At 43.3% G+C, this 18,274-nt stretch carries 20 protein-coding genes and 1 other RNA gene; 2 read left to right on the plus strand and 19 right to left on the minus strand.

Annotated elements, in window-relative coordinates; genetic code table 11:
- Positions 1–317 precede the first annotated feature (317 nt).
- Positions 318–2,474, plus strand: coding sequence for a TonB-dependent receptor (locus ACB034_RS07165; protein WP_371172479.1), 2,157 nt, complete (start codon positions 318–320; stop codon positions 2,472–2,474).
- Positions 2,475–4,579: 2,105 nt separating this feature from the next.
- Here the strand turns inward: ACB034_RS07165 and ACB034_RS07170 are convergent.
- The 15 genes from ACB034_RS07170 to ffs form a co-directional block, all read right to left on the minus strand.
- A complete protein-coding gene (locus ACB034_RS07170; RefSeq protein WP_371172480.1) occupies positions 4,580–5,605 on the minus strand; it encodes a major capsid protein in 1,026 nt (341 codons plus the stop codon).
- Positions 5,606–5,663: 58 nt separating this feature from the next.
- Positions 5,664–5,999 carry a hypothetical protein gene (locus ACB034_RS07175; protein WP_254196839.1) on the minus strand — a complete coding sequence of 112 codons (336 nt, stop codon included), beginning with the start codon at positions 5,997–5,999 and terminating at the stop codon, positions 5,664–5,666.
- Positions 6,000–6,001: 2 nt separating this feature from the next.
- On the minus strand, positions 6,002–6,340 hold the full coding sequence (locus ACB034_RS07180; protein ID WP_104455871.1) for a hypothetical protein: 339 nt from the start codon (positions 6,338–6,340) through the stop codon (positions 6,002–6,004).
- Between the two features lie 476 nt (positions 6,341–6,816).
- Positions 6,817–8,607: a hypothetical protein gene (locus tag ACB034_RS07185; RefSeq protein WP_371172481.1), complete on the minus strand. Its 1,791-nt coding sequence runs from the start codon at positions 8,605–8,607 to the stop codon at positions 6,817–6,819.
- Positions 8,608–8,617: 10 nt separating this feature from the next.
- On the minus strand, positions 8,618–8,896 hold the full coding sequence (locus ACB034_RS07190) for a hypothetical protein (RefSeq protein WP_371172482.1): 279 nt from the start codon (positions 8,894–8,896) through the stop codon (positions 8,618–8,620).
- The gene (locus ACB034_RS07195) at positions 8,893–9,279 is read right to left on the minus strand and encodes a hypothetical protein (protein ID WP_371172483.1); all 387 of its coding nucleotides are present in this window, start codon (positions 9,277–9,279) and stop codon (positions 8,893–8,895) included. Before ACB034_RS07195 ends, ACB034_RS07190 begins: the two co-directional genes overlap by 4 nt.
- A 205-nt stretch (positions 9,280–9,484) precedes the next feature.
- Positions 9,485–9,856, minus strand: coding sequence for a GIY-YIG nuclease family protein (locus ACB034_RS07200; RefSeq protein WP_104455869.1), 372 nt, complete (start codon positions 9,854–9,856; stop codon positions 9,485–9,487).
- 8 nt (positions 9,857–9,864) lie between these two features.
- A complete protein-coding gene (locus ACB034_RS07205) occupies positions 9,865–10,080 on the minus strand; it encodes a hypothetical protein (protein ID WP_100653800.1) in 216 nt (71 codons plus the stop codon).
- Between the two features lie 120 nt (positions 10,081–10,200).
- On the minus strand, positions 10,201–10,839 hold the full coding sequence (locus ACB034_RS07210) for a helix-turn-helix domain-containing protein (RefSeq protein ID WP_041211375.1): 639 nt from the start codon (positions 10,837–10,839) through the stop codon (positions 10,201–10,203).
- Positions 10,840–10,988: 149 nt separating this feature from the next.
- Positions 10,989–11,174, minus strand: a complete 186-nt coding sequence (locus tag ACB034_RS07215; protein WP_100653802.1) for a hypothetical protein — start codon at positions 11,172–11,174, stop codon at positions 10,989–10,991.
- 1,110 nt (positions 11,175–12,284) lie between these two features.
- Positions 12,285–12,599, minus strand: a complete 315-nt coding sequence (locus ACB034_RS07220; RefSeq protein ID WP_155395924.1) for a hypothetical protein — start codon at positions 12,597–12,599, stop codon at positions 12,285–12,287.
- A gap of 66 nt (positions 12,600–12,665) precedes the next feature.
- The gene (locus ACB034_RS07225) at positions 12,666–12,968 is read right to left on the minus strand and encodes a hypothetical protein (protein ID WP_200164757.1); all 303 of its coding nucleotides are present in this window, start codon (positions 12,966–12,968) and stop codon (positions 12,666–12,668) included.
- Between the two features lie 8 nt (positions 12,969–12,976).
- On the minus strand, positions 12,977–13,267 hold the full coding sequence (locus ACB034_RS07230; protein WP_371172484.1) for a hypothetical protein: 291 nt from the start codon (positions 13,265–13,267) through the stop codon (positions 12,977–12,979).
- A gap of 396 nt (positions 13,268–13,663) precedes the next feature.
- A complete protein-coding gene (locus ACB034_RS07235; RefSeq protein ID WP_371172485.1) occupies positions 13,664–14,893 on the minus strand; it encodes a tyrosine-type recombinase/integrase in 1,230 nt (409 codons plus the stop codon).
- A 113-nt stretch (positions 14,894–15,006) separates the two neighbouring features.
- Positions 15,007–15,100, minus strand: an RNA gene (ffs, locus tag ACB034_RS07240) — signal recognition particle sRNA small type.
- Between the two features lie 262 nt (positions 15,101–15,362).
- Between ffs and ACB034_RS07245 the strand changes: the two genes are divergently transcribed.
- Positions 15,363–15,563, plus strand: coding sequence for a hypothetical protein (locus ACB034_RS07245; protein WP_144406139.1), 201 nt, complete (start codon positions 15,363–15,365; stop codon positions 15,561–15,563).
- Positions 15,564–15,615: 52 nt separating this feature from the next.
- On the opposite strand, the gene ACB034_RS07250 is transcribed toward ACB034_RS07245, so the two are convergent.
- From ACB034_RS07250 to ACB034_RS07265, 4 genes are all read right to left on the minus strand, one after another.
- Positions 15,616–17,061, minus strand: coding sequence for a hypothetical protein (locus tag ACB034_RS07250; protein WP_005345170.1), 1,446 nt, complete (start codon positions 17,059–17,061; stop codon positions 15,616–15,618).
- Between the two features lie 143 nt (positions 17,062–17,204).
- The gene (locus ACB034_RS07255) at positions 17,205–17,750 is read right to left on the minus strand and encodes a recombinase family protein (protein ID WP_236766823.1); all 546 of its coding nucleotides are present in this window, start codon (positions 17,748–17,750) and stop codon (positions 17,205–17,207) included.
- 241 nt (positions 17,751–17,991) lie between these two features.
- Positions 17,992–18,135 (minus strand): hypothetical protein, encoded by a 144-nt coding sequence (locus ACB034_RS07260; protein WP_005345168.1) that lies wholly within the window; start codon positions 18,133–18,135, stop codon positions 17,992–17,994.
- Positions 18,132–18,260 (minus strand): hypothetical protein, encoded by a 129-nt coding sequence (locus ACB034_RS07265; RefSeq protein ID WP_254902196.1) that lies wholly within the window; start codon positions 18,258–18,260, stop codon positions 18,132–18,134. The genes ACB034_RS07260 and ACB034_RS07265 overlap by 4 nt, the downstream gene beginning before the upstream one ends.
- Positions 18,261–18,274: the final 14 nt, after the last annotated feature.

The raw sequence follows: 18,274 nt of genomic DNA on the forward strand, positions 1-18,274 counted from the left end.
CTCATGAAGACTCTTCATATGCATTAGTGCTCACTCGAAATCAGTTTGATGTGCTTGCTTTGAATCACCTACAAATGACATGGAAGGATATTTATAAAACACGTATTTGTGAATAATCACCTTGCAAAACAGACGGGTATCCATTGCCCATATAGAGTCTGTTATTTACCTAACGCCTGAACTTAAAAATACAACCGAATGGGTAATTTAAACGGCTCTGAGTTGGCACTGCCAAAAATTATTTTATATAAGCACACTGTTTATCATCATTGTAAAACTGATTTTTACGGATTTATTACTATAAAATAGGGAAGGAAATGAAAGTCAATAATGAAAAATTGCGCTTGTCCACAGCCGCATTAGCGGTAGCAAGTGCACTCCTAACGACTCCTGCTCTAGCATCAGAGTCCACCTCGTTCGATGAAATGGTCGTCGTCTCAAGTCGCACGCCAAAAGCCATCAGCGATATTCCCGGCACAGTCTGGTATATCGATTCAGAACGCATCGAACAGGAGTACCGTGGTGGTAAATCCTTAGGAGAAATTCTGGCATCATCGATTCCTTCCCTGGATATCAGCAGCGGAGCACGAACCAATTACGGCCAAAACCTGCGCGGGCGCAAGATGCTGGTCATGATTGATGGCATTTCCCTGCAATCATCCCGTCAAATCAGCCGTTATATGGACTCTATTGATCCATTCAACATTGAGCGCATTGAAGTGTTGTCAGGAGCCACCTCTATCTATGGTGCCGGCGCGTCTGGCGGGGTGATCAACATCGTCACCAAAAAAGCCACGAATGAAAAACTCGAGTTTGAATCCTATGTCGGCACCACCTCCGGCTTTAACTCGGGTGAAGACCTTGACTACAAGCTCGCCCAATCTATTTCTGGAGGAAATGACAAGGTAAAAGCACGCACCTCTGTCGTTTACTCGGAATCACAAGGCTTTTTTGATGCCGATGGCGAGATCATTACGCCGGATATTTCGCAAGGTTCACTGCAGTTCAATCAGACCGTTGATTTCTTGACCACTGTGGGTATCAACCTGTCAGATACCAAACACCTCAACCTGCTGGCCCAATACTATGACAGCCAACAGGACTCCCCTTATGGCCTATATATTGAAAATGGCGACTTTATCGACGTAAGAAAAGGCTTCGACTCGGATCGCGAACATGGCACGACGCGGGTAATGCTCAGCACATCTTATATTGACGATAAGTTTTTGGGTCACCAGCTGATCACCGAAGCGTCCTATCGCAAGGAAGATCAGACCTATACCCCTTATTTCAGCTCATCGGGTCAGCAAATTAGCGACGTTTTTTCGGTAAAGGCTGCGCTGGCGAAAAAATTTGACAAACTCAACCTGGTATATGGCCTTGATGCATACCAGGACAAACTGGAAAGCAATCAGGCACTCTATGATCCTGTCCTTGCAAATAATACGGGGAGCCTTCTCAACCGCACCTACGCACAAGTCGGCCGCTATCCGGGCATTGAAGTGGGCTCGGTGGCCGGGTTTGTGCAGGCAGACTACGCCATCACTGATGACTGGATCGTGGAAGGCGGCTTTCGCTATCAATACATGACCAATAAAATCGATGATTTTGTCGGTTATCAGCAGCAGCAGAGGATCGCCGCAGGTAAAGGCTCTTCCGCAGACGCCGTGCCCGGGGGCGAGACAGACTACAGTGTTGGCTTGTTCAACCTCGGCACCATTTATCATCTGAACGATAGCTCGCAGGTATGGGCAAACTTCTCGCAAGGTTTCGATCTTGCCGATCCGGCCAAGTACTATGGTCAGGGGGAATATACCCGGGTCGGCGATCACTGGAAGCTCAACAAGAGCATCAACGTCAACGACTCCAAAATGTCCGGCATAAAGACCAATAGCGTTGAACTTGGCTATCGCCTTGATCAGGGTGGTTTCAATTTCCAGACTGCTGCCTACTACTCTCACTCGGACAAGTCAGTGGAGTACAACAAAAAGACCCTGCTTATCGAAGAGCTGGAAGACAAGAAACGCGTGTATGGCCTGGAAGGCATGGCTTCCTACTGGGTGCATGACAACATCCAGCTGGGGGCAGCTGGCCACTATGTTGTCTCTGAAATCAAGGGAGGTAACGGCTGGCAAGATATGACCGCCGGTGAAGCCAGTACCTCAAAAGCCAGCGCCTGGGCAGGCTGGTATGGTTCAGCCCTCTCGCTTAAGGTCCAGAGCCAAACCATGTTTGACTACGAAGACAGCGAACAGAACAAGTTGAATGGTTACACTATGTTTGACTTGTTGGGCAGCTACCAACTTCCGATCGGGAGCCTGGGTTTTGGCGTCCAGAACCTGTTTGACCGGGACTACACCACCATCTGGGGACAACGAGCCCAGATTGTCTACTCGGCTCACTATGAACCGGCCGCCTACGACTACAAGGGTCGTGGCCGAACCTACACATTGAACTATCAAGTGAAGTTCTAAACCTCACGCATATAAAACCGCCCCCGATGGGCGGTTTTACTCTTTTTTTGCTCCTTCGCGTGCCATTCAATCCGGATACTTTACCAAGTCGATGGCTTTTTTGATTGCCCAGTGCTTTCGGTTCCCTGAGCAACGCTTTCTCGTTCAACCAGAGATCGCTGAGTTCTGACTACTATCCAGGTTGAGCGAGTGCTACTGACCGCGGCAATGGGCAATGGGGAGAATGACGGCTGGATAAGTACAAATACGCACCACGACGAGCACAATGAAGCCACTGGATCAGCTTGCGGTAGTTGCCAGAGATCATGCAAAGGGAACGGTAGAGTCGCCAGGAAGCGTGCTTAACTATCCACACAAAGTGGATAACCAAGAGATCTGAAGGGGTGCTGGGAGCTAACTTATTGAATGGCAGAAACAAGTGGTGGCCCTACCAGCCTATTTATTCCACTATAAGACGTAACTTAGCACCTTCAACATGGGTTTAAACCACATGTAATGAACTGAATTATATCGCTAATTACCCCAATAATCCATCTAAAACACCGTTTAATCAGACGACTAAAAAGACACAGAAAGCGAATATAAAGTCACAGCGCACTCTTACTTAATCAGTCCCCTACCCCTGCAAGCCTTACGTGATGCGACTTGAGCCAACAATGGCTAAACACCGTCGATTTATGTGGTGTTAGACAATATCCACTTTTCAACCCCCTAATGGTTTCACAAGTTACAAAAGTACCCTCTCACAGGGGAATTGACGTGCTACACGTGAGCTACAGACGTGCTACAAAACCGAATAGTTATTGAATGAACAATATGGTTGTACCCCACAACTTTATGAGGTGTTCACTTGTTAGAGATAACAGGAAGAAGCAAGGACATTGCTGGATGTGTAGTGGCTCATTGAGCCACCTTGATTGCACTGTGTCACACATAGACAGACAAACAGCAATAACAACAATGGTTTACAGTATGTTTAGTGGCACACATGGATTGATAGAGGGATCATGCAGGAGAAGAAGCAGGACAGAACAGACTGAAAGCCATGAATGATGGGTGATTGTGGATAAGTCTATTGTTGTGGATAACAATTGCCGTAAGGCACTATTGCATCAATACAATGATTATTTATGCTTATGATATTTTAAAGTCATTCGAGCAAATAGTTAGAGCTGGCAGCTGGTGTCAAGTGGATAAAATATAGACCTGAATTAAAATCTTTTTTCGGTATATAAATGGCCTTACAGAGGGCATATTTAGCAGCAAATAATATATTGGTGGATCACCAGATTGATATTTATTGATACAACCATGGATGGCGCAACCCTTGATATATAAGGCTTGCAGAGGGGGTTGGGCTCTTGTTATGTATCGTGTTATAATTAAATAGACACAATAAGACTCAATTGGAAATTTTACAATTAAATCGAATTAATTGATTTTAATGCCATTTTATATGTCTTAATAAAGACAAAGAAAAAGGCCACCTGATAAACAGATAGCCTTAAGGGTGTTTACTTTTTGTATTTATAGCGAAATTGTCCACGTGTCAATCCGAGTAGCTTAGCAAGTCCAGACAAACTAAGATACTTTTTCATATCGTCTAGGTCTGTTGTTTTCTGTTTTACTTCCCATCCTGACGGGGTGTATTCTTCAATTGTAATACGAATCATAATCTGACCTCACATAAAATTTAGATAGATAAGGGAGGCCAGCAACTCCCTATTTATTGAGCCATAAGGCTCGGACAACTCAGGTTGTCAATTATTTATTAATGACCATTGTTAATTTAGCCATAAAGGCACAGAGGCTTAGGTCTCAATTATCAAATAGCATCAAAGATGCCAGAGGGCTTAGGCCCTCAATTATCACTAACCCACATACTATAAATTATCCATAATGTTACAGGTGGCAATATAAAACCAAATATCTTAAAGATACCTAACCACAACCATATACAGAATAAAATTGTAGTGACATAAAGGGAAAGCTTAAATAAAAGCAATAACCCTCCCTTTAAATTCTGTTAGTGAATAATAGAACCAGTTGTGCCGACTGCATAGAGGGTTTTACGCCCTCAATAACCATGCAGATATCAATAGATATTAGGCTGCATTCTCGGAGTGAACAATAACAGAAGGCAGCGCATTGATCGCGAGAGCACACCATTCGGTAATAGCAAATAGATCACCAAACTTACTATCCTTGATTTGATAGTGATGAACTGGTGCGCCACTGGATTGTGCTGCCAGTTCTTGATGTTTGGATACTGGGCCACAATGCCACTTAAAAACACCAGAGCCTTTAAATAGCAGTGGAAGGAATACCGCCTTGTTAGCTGCAATGCCAATGTCTGCATCATCGACCATAATGAATGTGACGTTATTATAGAAGAATGTTTGAATGCTTGGATACTCGTTCTTATAATCAATCAGGTTTTCAATGTTGTATGCGCTTTGACCCTGAGAATATTTGAAAGTGTCACGTACAGATTGATTGCTCTTAACTGCTCGGAAGTATTCAGGTGAGCACAGGGCAACAAAACCTTTCAGATAATCAACCTTGCTACCAAGATTTTTTCGAATGGTTGTTTGAATGCTATCAAGCTCAATGTCTACAAGAGTAGCAGCATTGTTTAGATCAATGTTTTTAGTAACAGCAGCAGAACCAAACTCATCGGCCATTACAATATTTTGTTGAGAACCATGTTTGTTAAATTGCAGACCACGAACAATACAATCAGCAAGCTGTTTATTCATAGTGCGATCATATTTCTTGCGTTGCTCAAAAAGAAGGTCACCCACCACATCGACAGCAGTCATGGCCGCGTCTTTGCTTCCTGGTTTACGAAGGCCTTTCCAATCTTGCGTAGTAACAGCATCTTCAAGGGCATAGCCAATCAGCTCGTACTGCATGTTTGATGTTTTTGGCTTGATAGTGCCGCCGAATTCACGGGCATTGATTGCTACTTGTTCCGCTAGGTCTTGATCGCCAGAAACCAGATAATCAAAGTTGACCTTAAATTCACTGGTGGGGGCAACATCGAAGATGCCAAGAGACAGCATCAGACGATTCAGAGGGAAGGCATGTTGTTCAAACGCTTCGGTATAACTAACGTAATTAAAATCCATTGTGTTCCTCGTTATTATTGTTAATTGAGCCATGGGGCTCGGTGCTTTGCACTATTTGTTATTTAGAGAATTGAATAAAGGGATCAGCTTCAATCAGTTCAATAGCTTTGGTGACACCTGCCCCACTGGCAGCAGTCAGGGAGTTTTTAAAGAGAATTACGTGCTTATTGAATACGACCACAGTCTTAGAGCCCTTTAGGGTCAGATCTGCAACTACAGCAACCTCTGTTGCAGTGCCAGTAAGCAAAGCACCTGTTGCAGGGTCGATACAGTCGCCTGCTTTAAGATCAGCAGTCAGTGCACTGGGGAGTTCAATAGTTTTGACAGCAAACTGACCATCAATGCAGTATTGCATTACATCAGTGCGGGTTTTCTGTTGTGTTCCGAGTTTCATTGTTATTCCTTATTAAAATTGATAAGTGACTCGATAAAATTATCTTCACCTGATTTCTTGCAAAATAGATAAAGATCTAAAAGAACGTCAGGGTTTGTCAGCGTCTTACAGAATGCTTCAAACTCTTTGGCTTCATTGTCTGATTTAACCAAGCTAACAAGACTTTTAGACTTGAGCATCAAGGGCTCATGGCGGTTATTAGCTGAGGGGTTAGAATCAAGACAAACAGCAAGGTGCGGGCTTTTCTTTGTAATCTCTGGTTTAACAGAGTTATTGTTGCTTTGAATGCCCTGAGATTTTCGCTCAGTCTCCATAGCTTCAATTATTTTATTTTTATTCATTTTTGACCCCTGAATTATTAAAATAAATACGTGTGCTAAACCCTTGTGTATCAAGGATTCAGCCAGATATTAAATTTAATTAAATATTTAATTGATAATTAACCATTGAAATTAGCCAACATTGGTTGTTAGCAGATAAAAATAAAGCCGAGGTTTTACGCTCGGCCTTACAGAGGCTAATTACTAAAATCGCAACAAAAGCAATTAGTTTTATCGGAGGAACAAAGGGACTCAATCTCTATTCTTCTTTAAATATTCTAAAACTAAAACATTTAAAGAAACATAGTGACTATCTTGCTGAAGGATAGCCACATGTTAATTGTTCGGAGTTATAAAATATGAATCGTCAGAGGTCTTTTAAATGCAACTAAAAAAGGCTTTTCGATATTCAACTTTATATGACTATATTATCATAAAAACATAAATTATTCAATAGTTAACAACCATATTTGGCTTATTAATTATGATGCGCCCATTTATTCCGCAATTAAATTTATAGTCTGCTGCATATTATTGTCGATTCGGTAGTCAACAAACTTACTAAAGCCTTGCTCGTTTACTTCTGCATTGATTTTTAAATCTAACTTACCGGAAAAACTAGAAGGAATGTTACCACTACCATTAAAGCTTGAACCCCGAGCATTGAAAGAGATAGCACTCTGCGGAATTGTTGGTTGTGGGATCTTCAGAGCCTGCTGTAATGCAAATTGTTCTGCTTGCCTTGCTGCCGCATTGGGGTCTAAACCACTATTCAATAGCTCTTTTTCCTTCTGCACATAAAGCTTACCATACTTATCAGCATCATAATTTTTGCGTTGGGATTCAGGTACAGATGTAGATTGTTTGTTTCCAACAAAGCGATCTGGTAAGACGTCATTAATGAATGCAGCCAATGATTTAAGTGCCTGCAAAAATTCAGAGACACTTGATTTCATATCTTTAAAATAGGTTTTAATATCATTCGCTGTCAGCTCTTGAAGCCACTTCGAAAGATCTTCAAAGCCCTGCTTGCTCAATTCACCAACAATACTATAGAGATTTCCAAAAATCTCTCCAATTTTTGAGGCATTTGATTCTAATAGTTTTGCCCAATCTGAAACAATTTTAGCCCCTGCTTGCATAGCAGTTTTAAAACCTGAAGATTCAAAGATTCTGTAAATAGCAATACTTAACTCATTTCCAACTCGTTCATCATTAGCCGTGCTTGAAGATTTAAATTTGGCTGACATACCCGCATATTTATTGCTATTAGCATTAAGGAATTTGAACCAAGTATCTTTCAGTGAGTATTTGCCGTTAGTTAAGCCGCCGAGAAATTGTTTCTGGGATACATTCATTTCTTTTTGGACATACTGCAATAAATCAGCGCGCAATTGCGGAGCCCAGGCAAAAGCCTCTTTAAATGAATCCAGTGTGCCTTGGTCAAGGGCTTGGGTTAGCTGTTGTTGGAACCCTGCGGCTCGCTCACCACCAATCCCATAAGATTGCATGGCATCCTGTGTCTGCTGAAATTTCTTGATAGCATCATCAACCGAAACACCTAACGGCCTCATGAGGCTGACGAATTCAATAAGGTTGTTGCCAAACTCTAAGATCGGAGCACCATTAGCGTCAGCCATGTTCCGCATAATCGTACTGATCTCTTGTGCCCTATCCCCGAAGGTGTTTTGTAGCTGGATGATTAATGATTCAAGCTGCTGCCCTTCTCCCTTGACCTTATTAAACTGACTGTGTGCAACCAATGAACCGCCGAAGACCCCAGCAGCCGCACCAGCTACGCCGAGGCGGGTCACTGCACCTAGGCCCCTGCTAACCCCTTTGATCGCGCCCATGCTTCGACTGTGCTTGTTGTACTGGCCTGCGGCGCTATTAAGTTGCTTATATTGTTTTGTTAATTGTGAAATGCTGGCGGCGCGTTCTTTGACACTAATGTTACCTTGTAAAAAGGACATGTTCGTTTTTTGCAACTGTTGCCTAAACTGCAATGATTGTTTAATGGCCTGTGCATGCCGAATGTTGTCGGCTCGTAAAGTCTCTTTCTTTGATTTCTGTTGGCGGATTAGTGCTAGCTCTGTCCGCTTATGGGCTTTCTGCTCTGTTCCTGCCGCCCTTCGTCCTGCCTGCACGGCCTTATCATACTGCGAGGTAACTTTACCCCACATGCCCGCCATTTTTTTAATACGCTGTACTGATTTCTTATAATTTGACTCGTGAATTTTGAAATCAATAACGTTTGTGATTTTTGAAACTAGAATTTCTGACGACATTGTTCCTCTATTAAATTTTAATATTATTTAGTTTTTTGATAATGCTTGCAGACCGTCCAAGATAAGCAGCCTTTCCCGAGAGAAGCCGAAACAAACTAATCTTTAGTTTTTGGCGTTGTTGTTTGTAATCGTCTGTCGAATGCCATGAATCCCAACAGTGATCATAAAATTCATCCATTGAGGCTAACATCAAATCACTCCCAAACCATTTAGTCCCGAATTCGATAAGCGTAACAAAGGTCGGGGATAACATATCCTGTTCACGTTTAGTTAATTCTTTATCACTCATTTATTCTTAGCTCTGCTTTTACGTTTATTATTAATTTTCTCTTGAAGCTCTGAATCTAAAGGTTTATACGAACCGAGATAATAGGAATTAAAATACAACTTTCCAGAGATAACAAGACGTTTAGCGAGCAAGCTATATTTATGGTGTGCTGGTAACACAATCCCTGTTTCTAAACATATAACTTCACATGCTGAATAAGTATTGAAACTCCTATTCTTATTAACTGTATAACTATAAATTCCTATAACGATTGGTAACTCTCGGTGTACGTAGTAATCCAATGGATGATCAAGGTGCCCCGATTGTCGAGGGATTACCGCCTTGCCACCTGACTTTGTTGTAACCTCTGGCAAACCGTCGTTTTCTTGGTAAAATGTTGTCATATTGTTCCTCGTTAATTGAGCCCTGGGGCTCCAGCACCTTCGATGCTATAATTAATTGGATTTATAAAACCTCCTAGAATGCGTTATTTTAAATAGTTCACCATAAGCAATAGGGTTGCTTGGGCAATATCAAAGAAATGCAATATAGAGCGATACAGGAGGTTTTTAAGGCTATATTTAAGGGGGGTTTAGACTGTGTTGGATTTTAGGATTCGATTATAATTTTCGTATTCTTGTAGACCCGAGAAAAACCAGAATGCAACATGTATTCTTGAAGAGAGCGGTAAGCGCCACGCCTAAAACTCTCACGCTTCCAATAACCACCGACAAGAGAGTATTCTTTAAGAGCTTGATGGATTTCATATTCCATAGCTTTAGCTGCTTGTTGGCTTTGTGCCTCCCAAACATCCAATAGCTTGCAGGATAACTTTGAGTTTGATTCGAGTTGCTCGGCTCGCTGGTCAGGCTGACAGGAATAACCAATCTTGAGATATGGGGCTGATTCTAATGGGGACACTAAACAGCAGTACACATAACCTTTATTATTTTTATGGAATTCTTTAGTTTTAAATGACATTACACCTCTTATTTAAATACAAATTTACGGATTTCTACACCCATTGATTGCATGTCGTTTTGGTCAAACATAACAGCGAGAGTCAACAACAGCTTATCCATTTCTTTCTGGGCTTGTTCCATATCTGCAAGGAATGATAACATCTCATGTTTCTCTGGTTGTTCTGCACTGCTGTTTGCAATAAGGGTTCCGAGATAGTTTAGGTTTTCGGTAGTAATAGACATTATTCATTTCCTTCTTTTAATTTATTTGCGATTTGTTTGATTAGAAAATAGCGATTGATTAACTTTTTATCATTGTGATAATATTCGATGACTTCTTGATTATCCATTTCGTTCCTCTATTTAAAAGGGTATACAGTTATCACAATAACTATCACGACAATCCCAATCGCCCTTGGAGTCCTTGAAGCATTTATCACACAATCTTCCAGGTTCGTGATGGGGTGATTGCTTGACGGATTTTATGGGTTTGGGCTGGGTGTACTCCTCGAATGCGGAATCATGAGACACCATGCAATCATCAAGGAATGGGTCATAGAGTTCATCTAGCTCAACACTCACAGGATGTTGGTTGACTGGGTTAGCAATAGGCTGAGTCTCTTTCTGTTGAACTGGCTTGATGTGTAGATTCTTGTTTGGCTGTTTTCTTGTCTGCTGTTCTTCTGTATCTAATGCATTGAAATCTGCCAGCGTCACAAGCTCATAAATCTTTGAGGTTCCTTTCCGACTTGTGGCTTTTACTAATCCCATTTCTTCAAGCTCATCAAGATATTTTTTAACTGTGTTATCACTACCAATACCCAAATTATCTTGAATATGCTTGTATGATGGAAAGACTTTACCGCTCATCATTTGATAATTAAGAAGAAAACAGTAAACTGATTTGTGGTTTAGATTGAAGGTTATTCCATTGATTTTCTTGATCTTATAGATTTCGTCAAAGGCACGGAAAAAGTTAGATTCGGTTTTCTTCTGATTCATTTAGTTCCTCATAGTTCGGGGATAGTTCTTTTTTCTCTGCAATCAATTCGATTAGGTAAGACTGCACTGATTTTGTGCCGCGCTGGCTATTAACAAAAGCTGTTAAGTGTGCGGGGATGGCTAGATTGATCCGCATTTAATACGTCCTCTTAGGTCTTGAATTTCTTCTTAGGTTTCATTGATTTCAGGACATCTAAAACAGAATCCCAATAATCAAATCTCAACTCATCAACTGCACGGCAGCGATTGGCTGAAGCCCTCGCCAATGCTTTAGTAATACCGTATTTGTTTGCTAACTCTTTTGCTGTGTTATCAGGTGTGTCGTAATAAGCCATTATTCCTCTTTTGTTTTTGAATATAAAAAATCTGCCGTTGTGCAAGAAGGCACAAAGCATAAAGTTTATTTTGTAGGGATATGAAGGAGTTACAAGAAAATGCTTTCTTTTTTCACTTCATAATACATATATTATCATTTAAATTTAAAAAATTCAAGCTTTCATGAAAAAATATAATGCTTTTTCTTACATTTCATGATGCCACAAAATACATGGCAAGCTATCCATGACAATTTGCATCTGAGGCTTCACACCATCATCAATATAAATCATGCTGTATTGCTCTAATCTCAATGCTCGCCCTCTTTGGCTACCGCAGCACTACCCAACACAATAGAAGCTCTTAGAGCGCGTCCTATGAAGTTATATAGCATGTTGTCATGCATGTATCATACAACACATACCGTTTATATAATGGCATTGCCATATTGAACACAACATATAATTTATAACACAACAAACATATTATATTTTTGTGTTGACAGTGCATAACAGACTCATGAAGCGTTAGCGTATTGAGTTTGTTATATATTCTTCTGTATATTATAAGAACAATAAGAAACCCATTACATTTTCATTCCATGTGTTCCTTAAACACAAGTATGGAGTGAGTGGCACACTAACATAATATTTGTGTTATCTATTCTTATAAACCACAACAAGGAATGAGTGATAGCGAATGTATTGTTAGTGGTTATTTGTCTTATCTAAATAAATATATAAAACAAGAAATAACACAATCATTACATTATCATTCCATGACTGTGTTTAGGGCGACCACAAGCGAAGCGGTGACGACATTGGATGTTGAGCATAAGCGACAACAGACAAGGGCGAGCCCTATTATTCTTTTAATATCTTTTCTTTTATTCTTTTATTATATCTATTCTTTTACGACGCACATATCTGCGTCACCCCTACGCACACGGGTGCGTCACTACCTACGCATACGTCTGCGTTACCTAGTCTCGCATACGCCTGCGTTACCTACTGTCCCAGTTTCTAGGACACCCTATTTACTGTAAGGGGTAAAGTCAGCCCTTTTTGTTTGTGTTGGAAGATAGGCGACCATAGAGATCGCCATAACTCGTTACATATGAACCTTTACAGCTAGTCTAGTTTGCATACAGCTATTGAGTTTCCATTGCTGTAAGGCGAATATAATTTCAGTTTCCATTCGCCATTAAAATACATTCCATTTTGCCTAGCTAGCTCGACTGTACCTGCACACAATTTTCTGGCCTCAGAACTAGACATGTCCAGCGTAGCTTTTACCGTGCTTTCTCCACCGTCAACTTCACACTCTTGGCTCAATACCCCGGTACTATCCAAAGCAGCACAGAGATTAAATGCAGATTCTACTGTGTCCGCATTGACTGACAATGCCGCCAATCCAAAAACACAAACAACTAACTTTTTAATCATATTATTTGCCTTCCATGTGAATTTAATATAATCAAACCCTGCCGAAAAAATACTGTGATATCATTATTATGAAGTGTATATTACTTTTCTGTTTGATTGATCGCTGTCTAAATAGAGATCAATTTTTAATACATCAGGTGCTTGTATCTTTATCGCCTTGTGGTAGGCATCAACCGTTGACCCAAATGTGCCTGGAACGCTAGCGTTTCTATGACTCTGTGAAATCACAGATGGGTTAGGCCTGACCCAACCCATTGCATCAAAAATGCTGTCATAAATATCAGTATTATCTATATACCAATAAGGTTCAATGATAAGCTTATTAGGTTTTTCACCATTAAAATGTATTGTGACTGTGACTTGTTGCATAATGCTCCCTAAACTTCTATTTCAATGTAAGGAATGACAACATATGAGCCCTTGACGCTCCGTTCCATCAAGTAATTTTTATTTTTTTCAATTACTATATTTTTAAATGCAGATTGCAGTCTAGATAATATGTCATCTTTAAAAACAACTGTATTATCTATGAATGATGTTCTAAGATAAAATTTATAGCTGGCAGATACATAATAACTTTCCCTAGTGTTTGTTTTGACCCATTCAAAATTCTCTTTGAATTTCTCTGCTAAAAAAGATTTTACTACTTCAACATCCTGAAGAGACATAACCACCTCATAGTGTATGTCCCCCTGCTCAACATGAAACAGGGAGCCCCGAAGGACTCCAAGAGACTAATATATAATTGTGTTGTGTGTCAACGAGTTTAAAAATTACAAATCAAATGAATTTAATATAATTAAAAACGCCTCTATCTATTATTTAATTCAATTTAATATAATTCTTGCATCGTTTGGCTTTAGGCAAAGTGACTGTGTGCCCATCACCTCTACTGTTTTCATAGTAACAAATACGATTCTTTCCTTTTATCTCCTGTGACTCAAGGCGATATGTGTCATAGGCTGCACCATAAACAAATGATGATAGTGTGAGAGATAACAACAGCATCAAAGATGCCGAGCCCTTTATCATGGGCTCAATAAACAATAAGAGTAATTTTGTGTTCATAGTGCAATCTCCAAGGCTTCTTTGAGTTTGTCTAATGGAACATCACCACCATAGCGATCATAACTGATAGCTTTGTTTGTGTGGCCCAGAATGGCAGCCGCATACTGCAAGGGAATGCCCGCAGCTTTTAGCTTGCTTGCTACTGTGTGGCGAAGGCTATGGAAATCTTTGTTAACTGGACGATTGCGACTGAACCACTGCCCAAACAGATGGCTATAGCAGTTGTTCCGATATGGCAGCTCCTTGAACAACCTACCCCCTTTCCTACTTGCTACAAAGTCCAGGAATCCAGCCGCCAACAATTTGCTGTGTATGGGCACAAGCCGTTGGCTTGCCTCTGTCTTGAGGCTCTGATCATCACGTGTAGCTCTGATGTTGAAGCACCAGACACCATTAACTTGCTCTATATCGTCACTGTAGAGCTGGCAGGCTTCATTAGAACGCAATCCATGGTATCGCCCTATCATGGCAATGAACATGCGCCACGGCTCTTGCTCCTTGGCCCACGAATCGAACAGTTTCAACTCTGGATCTGTGTAGCCAGTTCTAACATTGACCTCTTTGACCCGCTTGAGCTTCAGCCCCTTGAATATGTCCGTTGTTTGCTCAGTGTGATCTGATAGCCAACTAAACAACAAACTCAGTTTCTGAATGTATTTATTGATTGTGGTCGGTGACTTGCCAGAACCCAACAGCCAAGTTTTGAACGATACAGCATCGGCCTTTGTGTACTCAGACAGACCCTTATCACCAACGTGTTCAATAAAGGTGTTGATGTAGTTTTGTTGGTTCTTGGTCTCTTTCGGTGCCCATGACAATTGCTTTTCAGCAATGTATGACTCGACGTGCCCGGAAAGCTTTTCTTCTTGGTCTGGTGATGTGTTTTCGGAAGGTACAGCGGGGGGCTCGACCCCAAAGGGGCATACAGCTTCGCTGCTGGTGCTTGTAGGGATGTGAACGTGCCCGTTTAGCGGGGGATGTTGTGTCGTTGAGGCTTCAGCTTCAAACCCAACGGGTTTAGACATGACATCACGGCAAGCAGCATCGGAGATGCATACAGCTTGCTGCACATCAGGGCTGGAATGATTGAAGTGAATTTGAAGTGCCAAGAGCTGGGCTTGTGCCTTGTCTCTTGTTTTGAGGGATTTACGGAAGGTCTGACGACGACCATTGCATATGGTCACTCGTTGGTAGTAGTAAATTCCGTTTCTATTCAGTAAGTACATGGCACCTCCTATGAGGATTGTGTGCCAGTTTGTGTGACAGTGATACACAAACAGCTTGCCTTCAACAAGCTAAGTTACTGATCTTAAACGGGAATTGCAGAAACAAGTGGTGGCCCTACCAGCCACATCCCGGCACTCGAGTCCCCCGCCTTGGCTGCTACCTTCCGGTCCTGACCAGGTCGACGGGTTATCAATGCGAGCCCAAATAAATCAGGCACTTAGGGATGGAACTGATTTCCATCACAGTGTTCTGAAACCTCAACAAGCGAGAACCCGCCGGAAGTACGGTCATCCACATCAAGTGGACATGCTTAAATTGGTAACAAACGGGGGTAATCCTACCCGCCCGCCCCTAGATAAATCAATTCGGAAAGAGCATTTAATCATCTTCTCATACCCCAAATTGGACTTAGCCAAAACCCTGCTAGACTAACCATCGGTCAAACATCAAGCATTTAGGGAGTGCAATATGGCCAAAAGATCATCTGACCATGCTAATGTTGGGAAGTTTGCCGGGGCTGGAGCAGGTTTGTTTGCTGTACTAGGTAGCGTACTTGCGGGACTTCCGGGCGCTGTAATTGGAGGAAGTATTGGCGGTGGTGTCGGTGGTGCCTTGGGCCATCACCTAGATGAGGATAAAGATAAAGGTAGCGATGAAAGTAAAAAATAATCGTGTCAGATGTCAGTAAAAAGGAGCCCGGTCGCAGGCTCCTTTTGGATCATTAGTTGCCACATGATCCCCACGCAATACCATCAGTGCCGCACTCTTCTTTGTGCGTCCCATCAGCAAAGACGGTGAACTTGCGGTAACGCCCTTGGTTGTCATAGCTGATAGTGGTGGTGACCTTGTTGCTGTCAGTCACGGTCTGCTTCTTGAACCAAGCACCAGCATCCGGCTCCGGCGTCTTGTCATCATAGCGGTACGGTAGTTTCTCAAAGGCAGCGACCAGTTCGCTCATGTTGCGGGTTGCATGATCATCCGCCATCCCTACCCAATCGTTCAGGAAGGGGAAGCTGTTAGAGCCACCGAGGAAATAGACAAACTGGCTGCCATAGTCAGCTTCGGCATCCTTGTAACCGACCGTCGCATAGCGGCCAGTAATCGCTCCAGCCAAACTCTCAGGGATGCAGTCGGCAAAGATGCCTGCCTCACCTCCGGCCAAGTTCACCAGCTCATACTCCTTCCCATCTGCCGTCGTGGAAATGGTTTCCTTAATGTCACAGGAGTAGGGGGCATCATCACCACCACGAGATTCAAACTCGTAGCTATTGCTGTAGCTGTATCCCTTGCCTGCAACATTGGTCTTTTCGCCATAGATGATGGTTCTGACGTCTTCACTGAAATCATCGCTGACCTTGACCAGCTCAGTCCGGCTCTTGTTGGCCCAATAGATCCCCTGATCACGATACCAAGCCTGCGGATAGGCATTATTGTGGTCTCTATAGTCCCCTTGGTGGTAATCCACATAGGCATAGAACGCATCAGGATGAGCACGTTTTAACTCTTCGCTGGCACTGAACGATTTCTGCAAACCACGGACGATCTCTTGAGCCTTGGTGGCTGTCGCACTATCACCGGTAGCGATGAAGTCATCAAACAGCTTCTGCTCAGGAATGTTGTAGTGGGACACAACCCGATCAACCGATTGTTTCAACGAGTTCATCAGCTGCTCACGCTTTAGCTGATCGGCCATCACACTCTGGCAAGTCAGAGATCCCCCCGCAGCCAGCTCTTTCTCGACAGCACTCCACAAAACCGTGGTCAGTGGAGTTACATGATAGAAATCGTCTTGCGTGATAGGCGTGAACTTCGGCGGCAATACCATCTGGTAAGCCTGCTCGACCGGCCCCAGATCCAAATCAACCGCTCCCACCGGAACATCGACCACTAAGGGTACGTATTGGGCACACTCCTCCTGAGCTTCGGTGAGTTCTAGCCGATAATCGCCGGTGTTAGAAGTCACCGCGTTGGGTTCCCCCTCATCCAACTGGCGGTTGAAGTTCAAATCCAGATAGGCGGTTGCCCCTTGCACATAGCCGTCGATGGCCTTGCCCTGAATAGCCGTCTTGGTGACGGGTTGGGTATCAGACCCACCATCACCTCCACCGCCGCCACAAGCTACCAGAGCCAGACTTACCCCTACACTAATTAACGAACGAACTGTCATCAGTTTCTCCTTGTTCTCTATTGACTCAACGCGACTCAATAGCCTATACAAAAGCGGGATACTAAAGAGTCTGGGAATTGATTTTTGTGATTGATACCGATTTCATGATATTTTTTCTTTCTATAATCATGATTTCATTGAATTTATCCCCCACCACGTAAGATACGCTGCACGCTGGAGAGACTGATCCCCGTCCTGCGTGCGATTTCGGCCTTGGCGAGCCCCCTTGCTGCCAATGCTTGCACCTCGTCTCCCTTCGCCATGGCTGTCGGTTTGCGGCCCTTATAGACCCCACGCTGCCTAGCCAGCTCAATCCCTTCTGCCTGTCGCTCCAGCATCAGCTCCCGCTCAAACGTGGCGATGGCACCGATCATGGTTAGCATCAGTTTTCCGGTCGGTGTCGAGGTATCGATACCCAGATTCAAAATCCTCAGAGCAACCCGTTTAGCGTGCAGGTACTCCGAGATCTCCAACAGGTGGCGAGTGTTGCGAGCCAAGCGATCCAGCTTGGTCACCATCACCACGTCTCCCTCACGAACAAAATCCAGCATCAACGAGAGCTGCGGGCGATCATCCTTGGCCCCGCTCACCTTCTCCTGAAATATCTTGCTGCACTCGGCCAGTGCCTGAAGCTGGGCATCCAGGCTCTGCCCCACAGTGCTGACACGTGCATATCCCACCAGTGCCATGGTCTCCTCCTGGTCAATAGGGCAAGGTACACTGACGCGACCGGTCAGAAGGTCGAAAGGAACCCATATGACCGGCAAAAAGTGGCACTTTCGCTCGCGTCACACGGGCTTGGTCTATTGACCTGTGCCAGTGATACAAATGAAAGCGGGCCGCTCCGTGATGGAGGGCCCGCAAGGGTTGTCAGCCAGATAGCTCTGGCTGCTTTATCTATTGGTCATGCAGGGTGCCGACCGAGGGATCTCAATGACGCGTCGCCCCGCCCGGCATCCGCAATACCTTGGCCAGCTCCTCGGCATGAGCCTTGTCACGGGCGATGAGGCGGATCATCAGGGTTCCCCCTGCAATGGCAACCAGAGTCACCGAGGTCAGGATCATTTTGTTCATGGGTAGTCCTCTTCGTTCATGTTGTAGAAGTGTGGCGGCATGTAGCGAGCCATCATCGCGTTGACGATGACAGACGCGAACGCCGTCAGGGCTGCCTTCAAGGCGTCCAGCAGCAAGGTTTTCATGAAGTCATTCATAG

Source organism: Aeromonas sp. S18(2024), from assembly GCF_041402525.1.
Taxonomy (GTDB): Bacteria; Pseudomonadota; Gammaproteobacteria; order Enterobacterales; family Aeromonadaceae; genus Aeromonas; species Aeromonas enteropelogenes.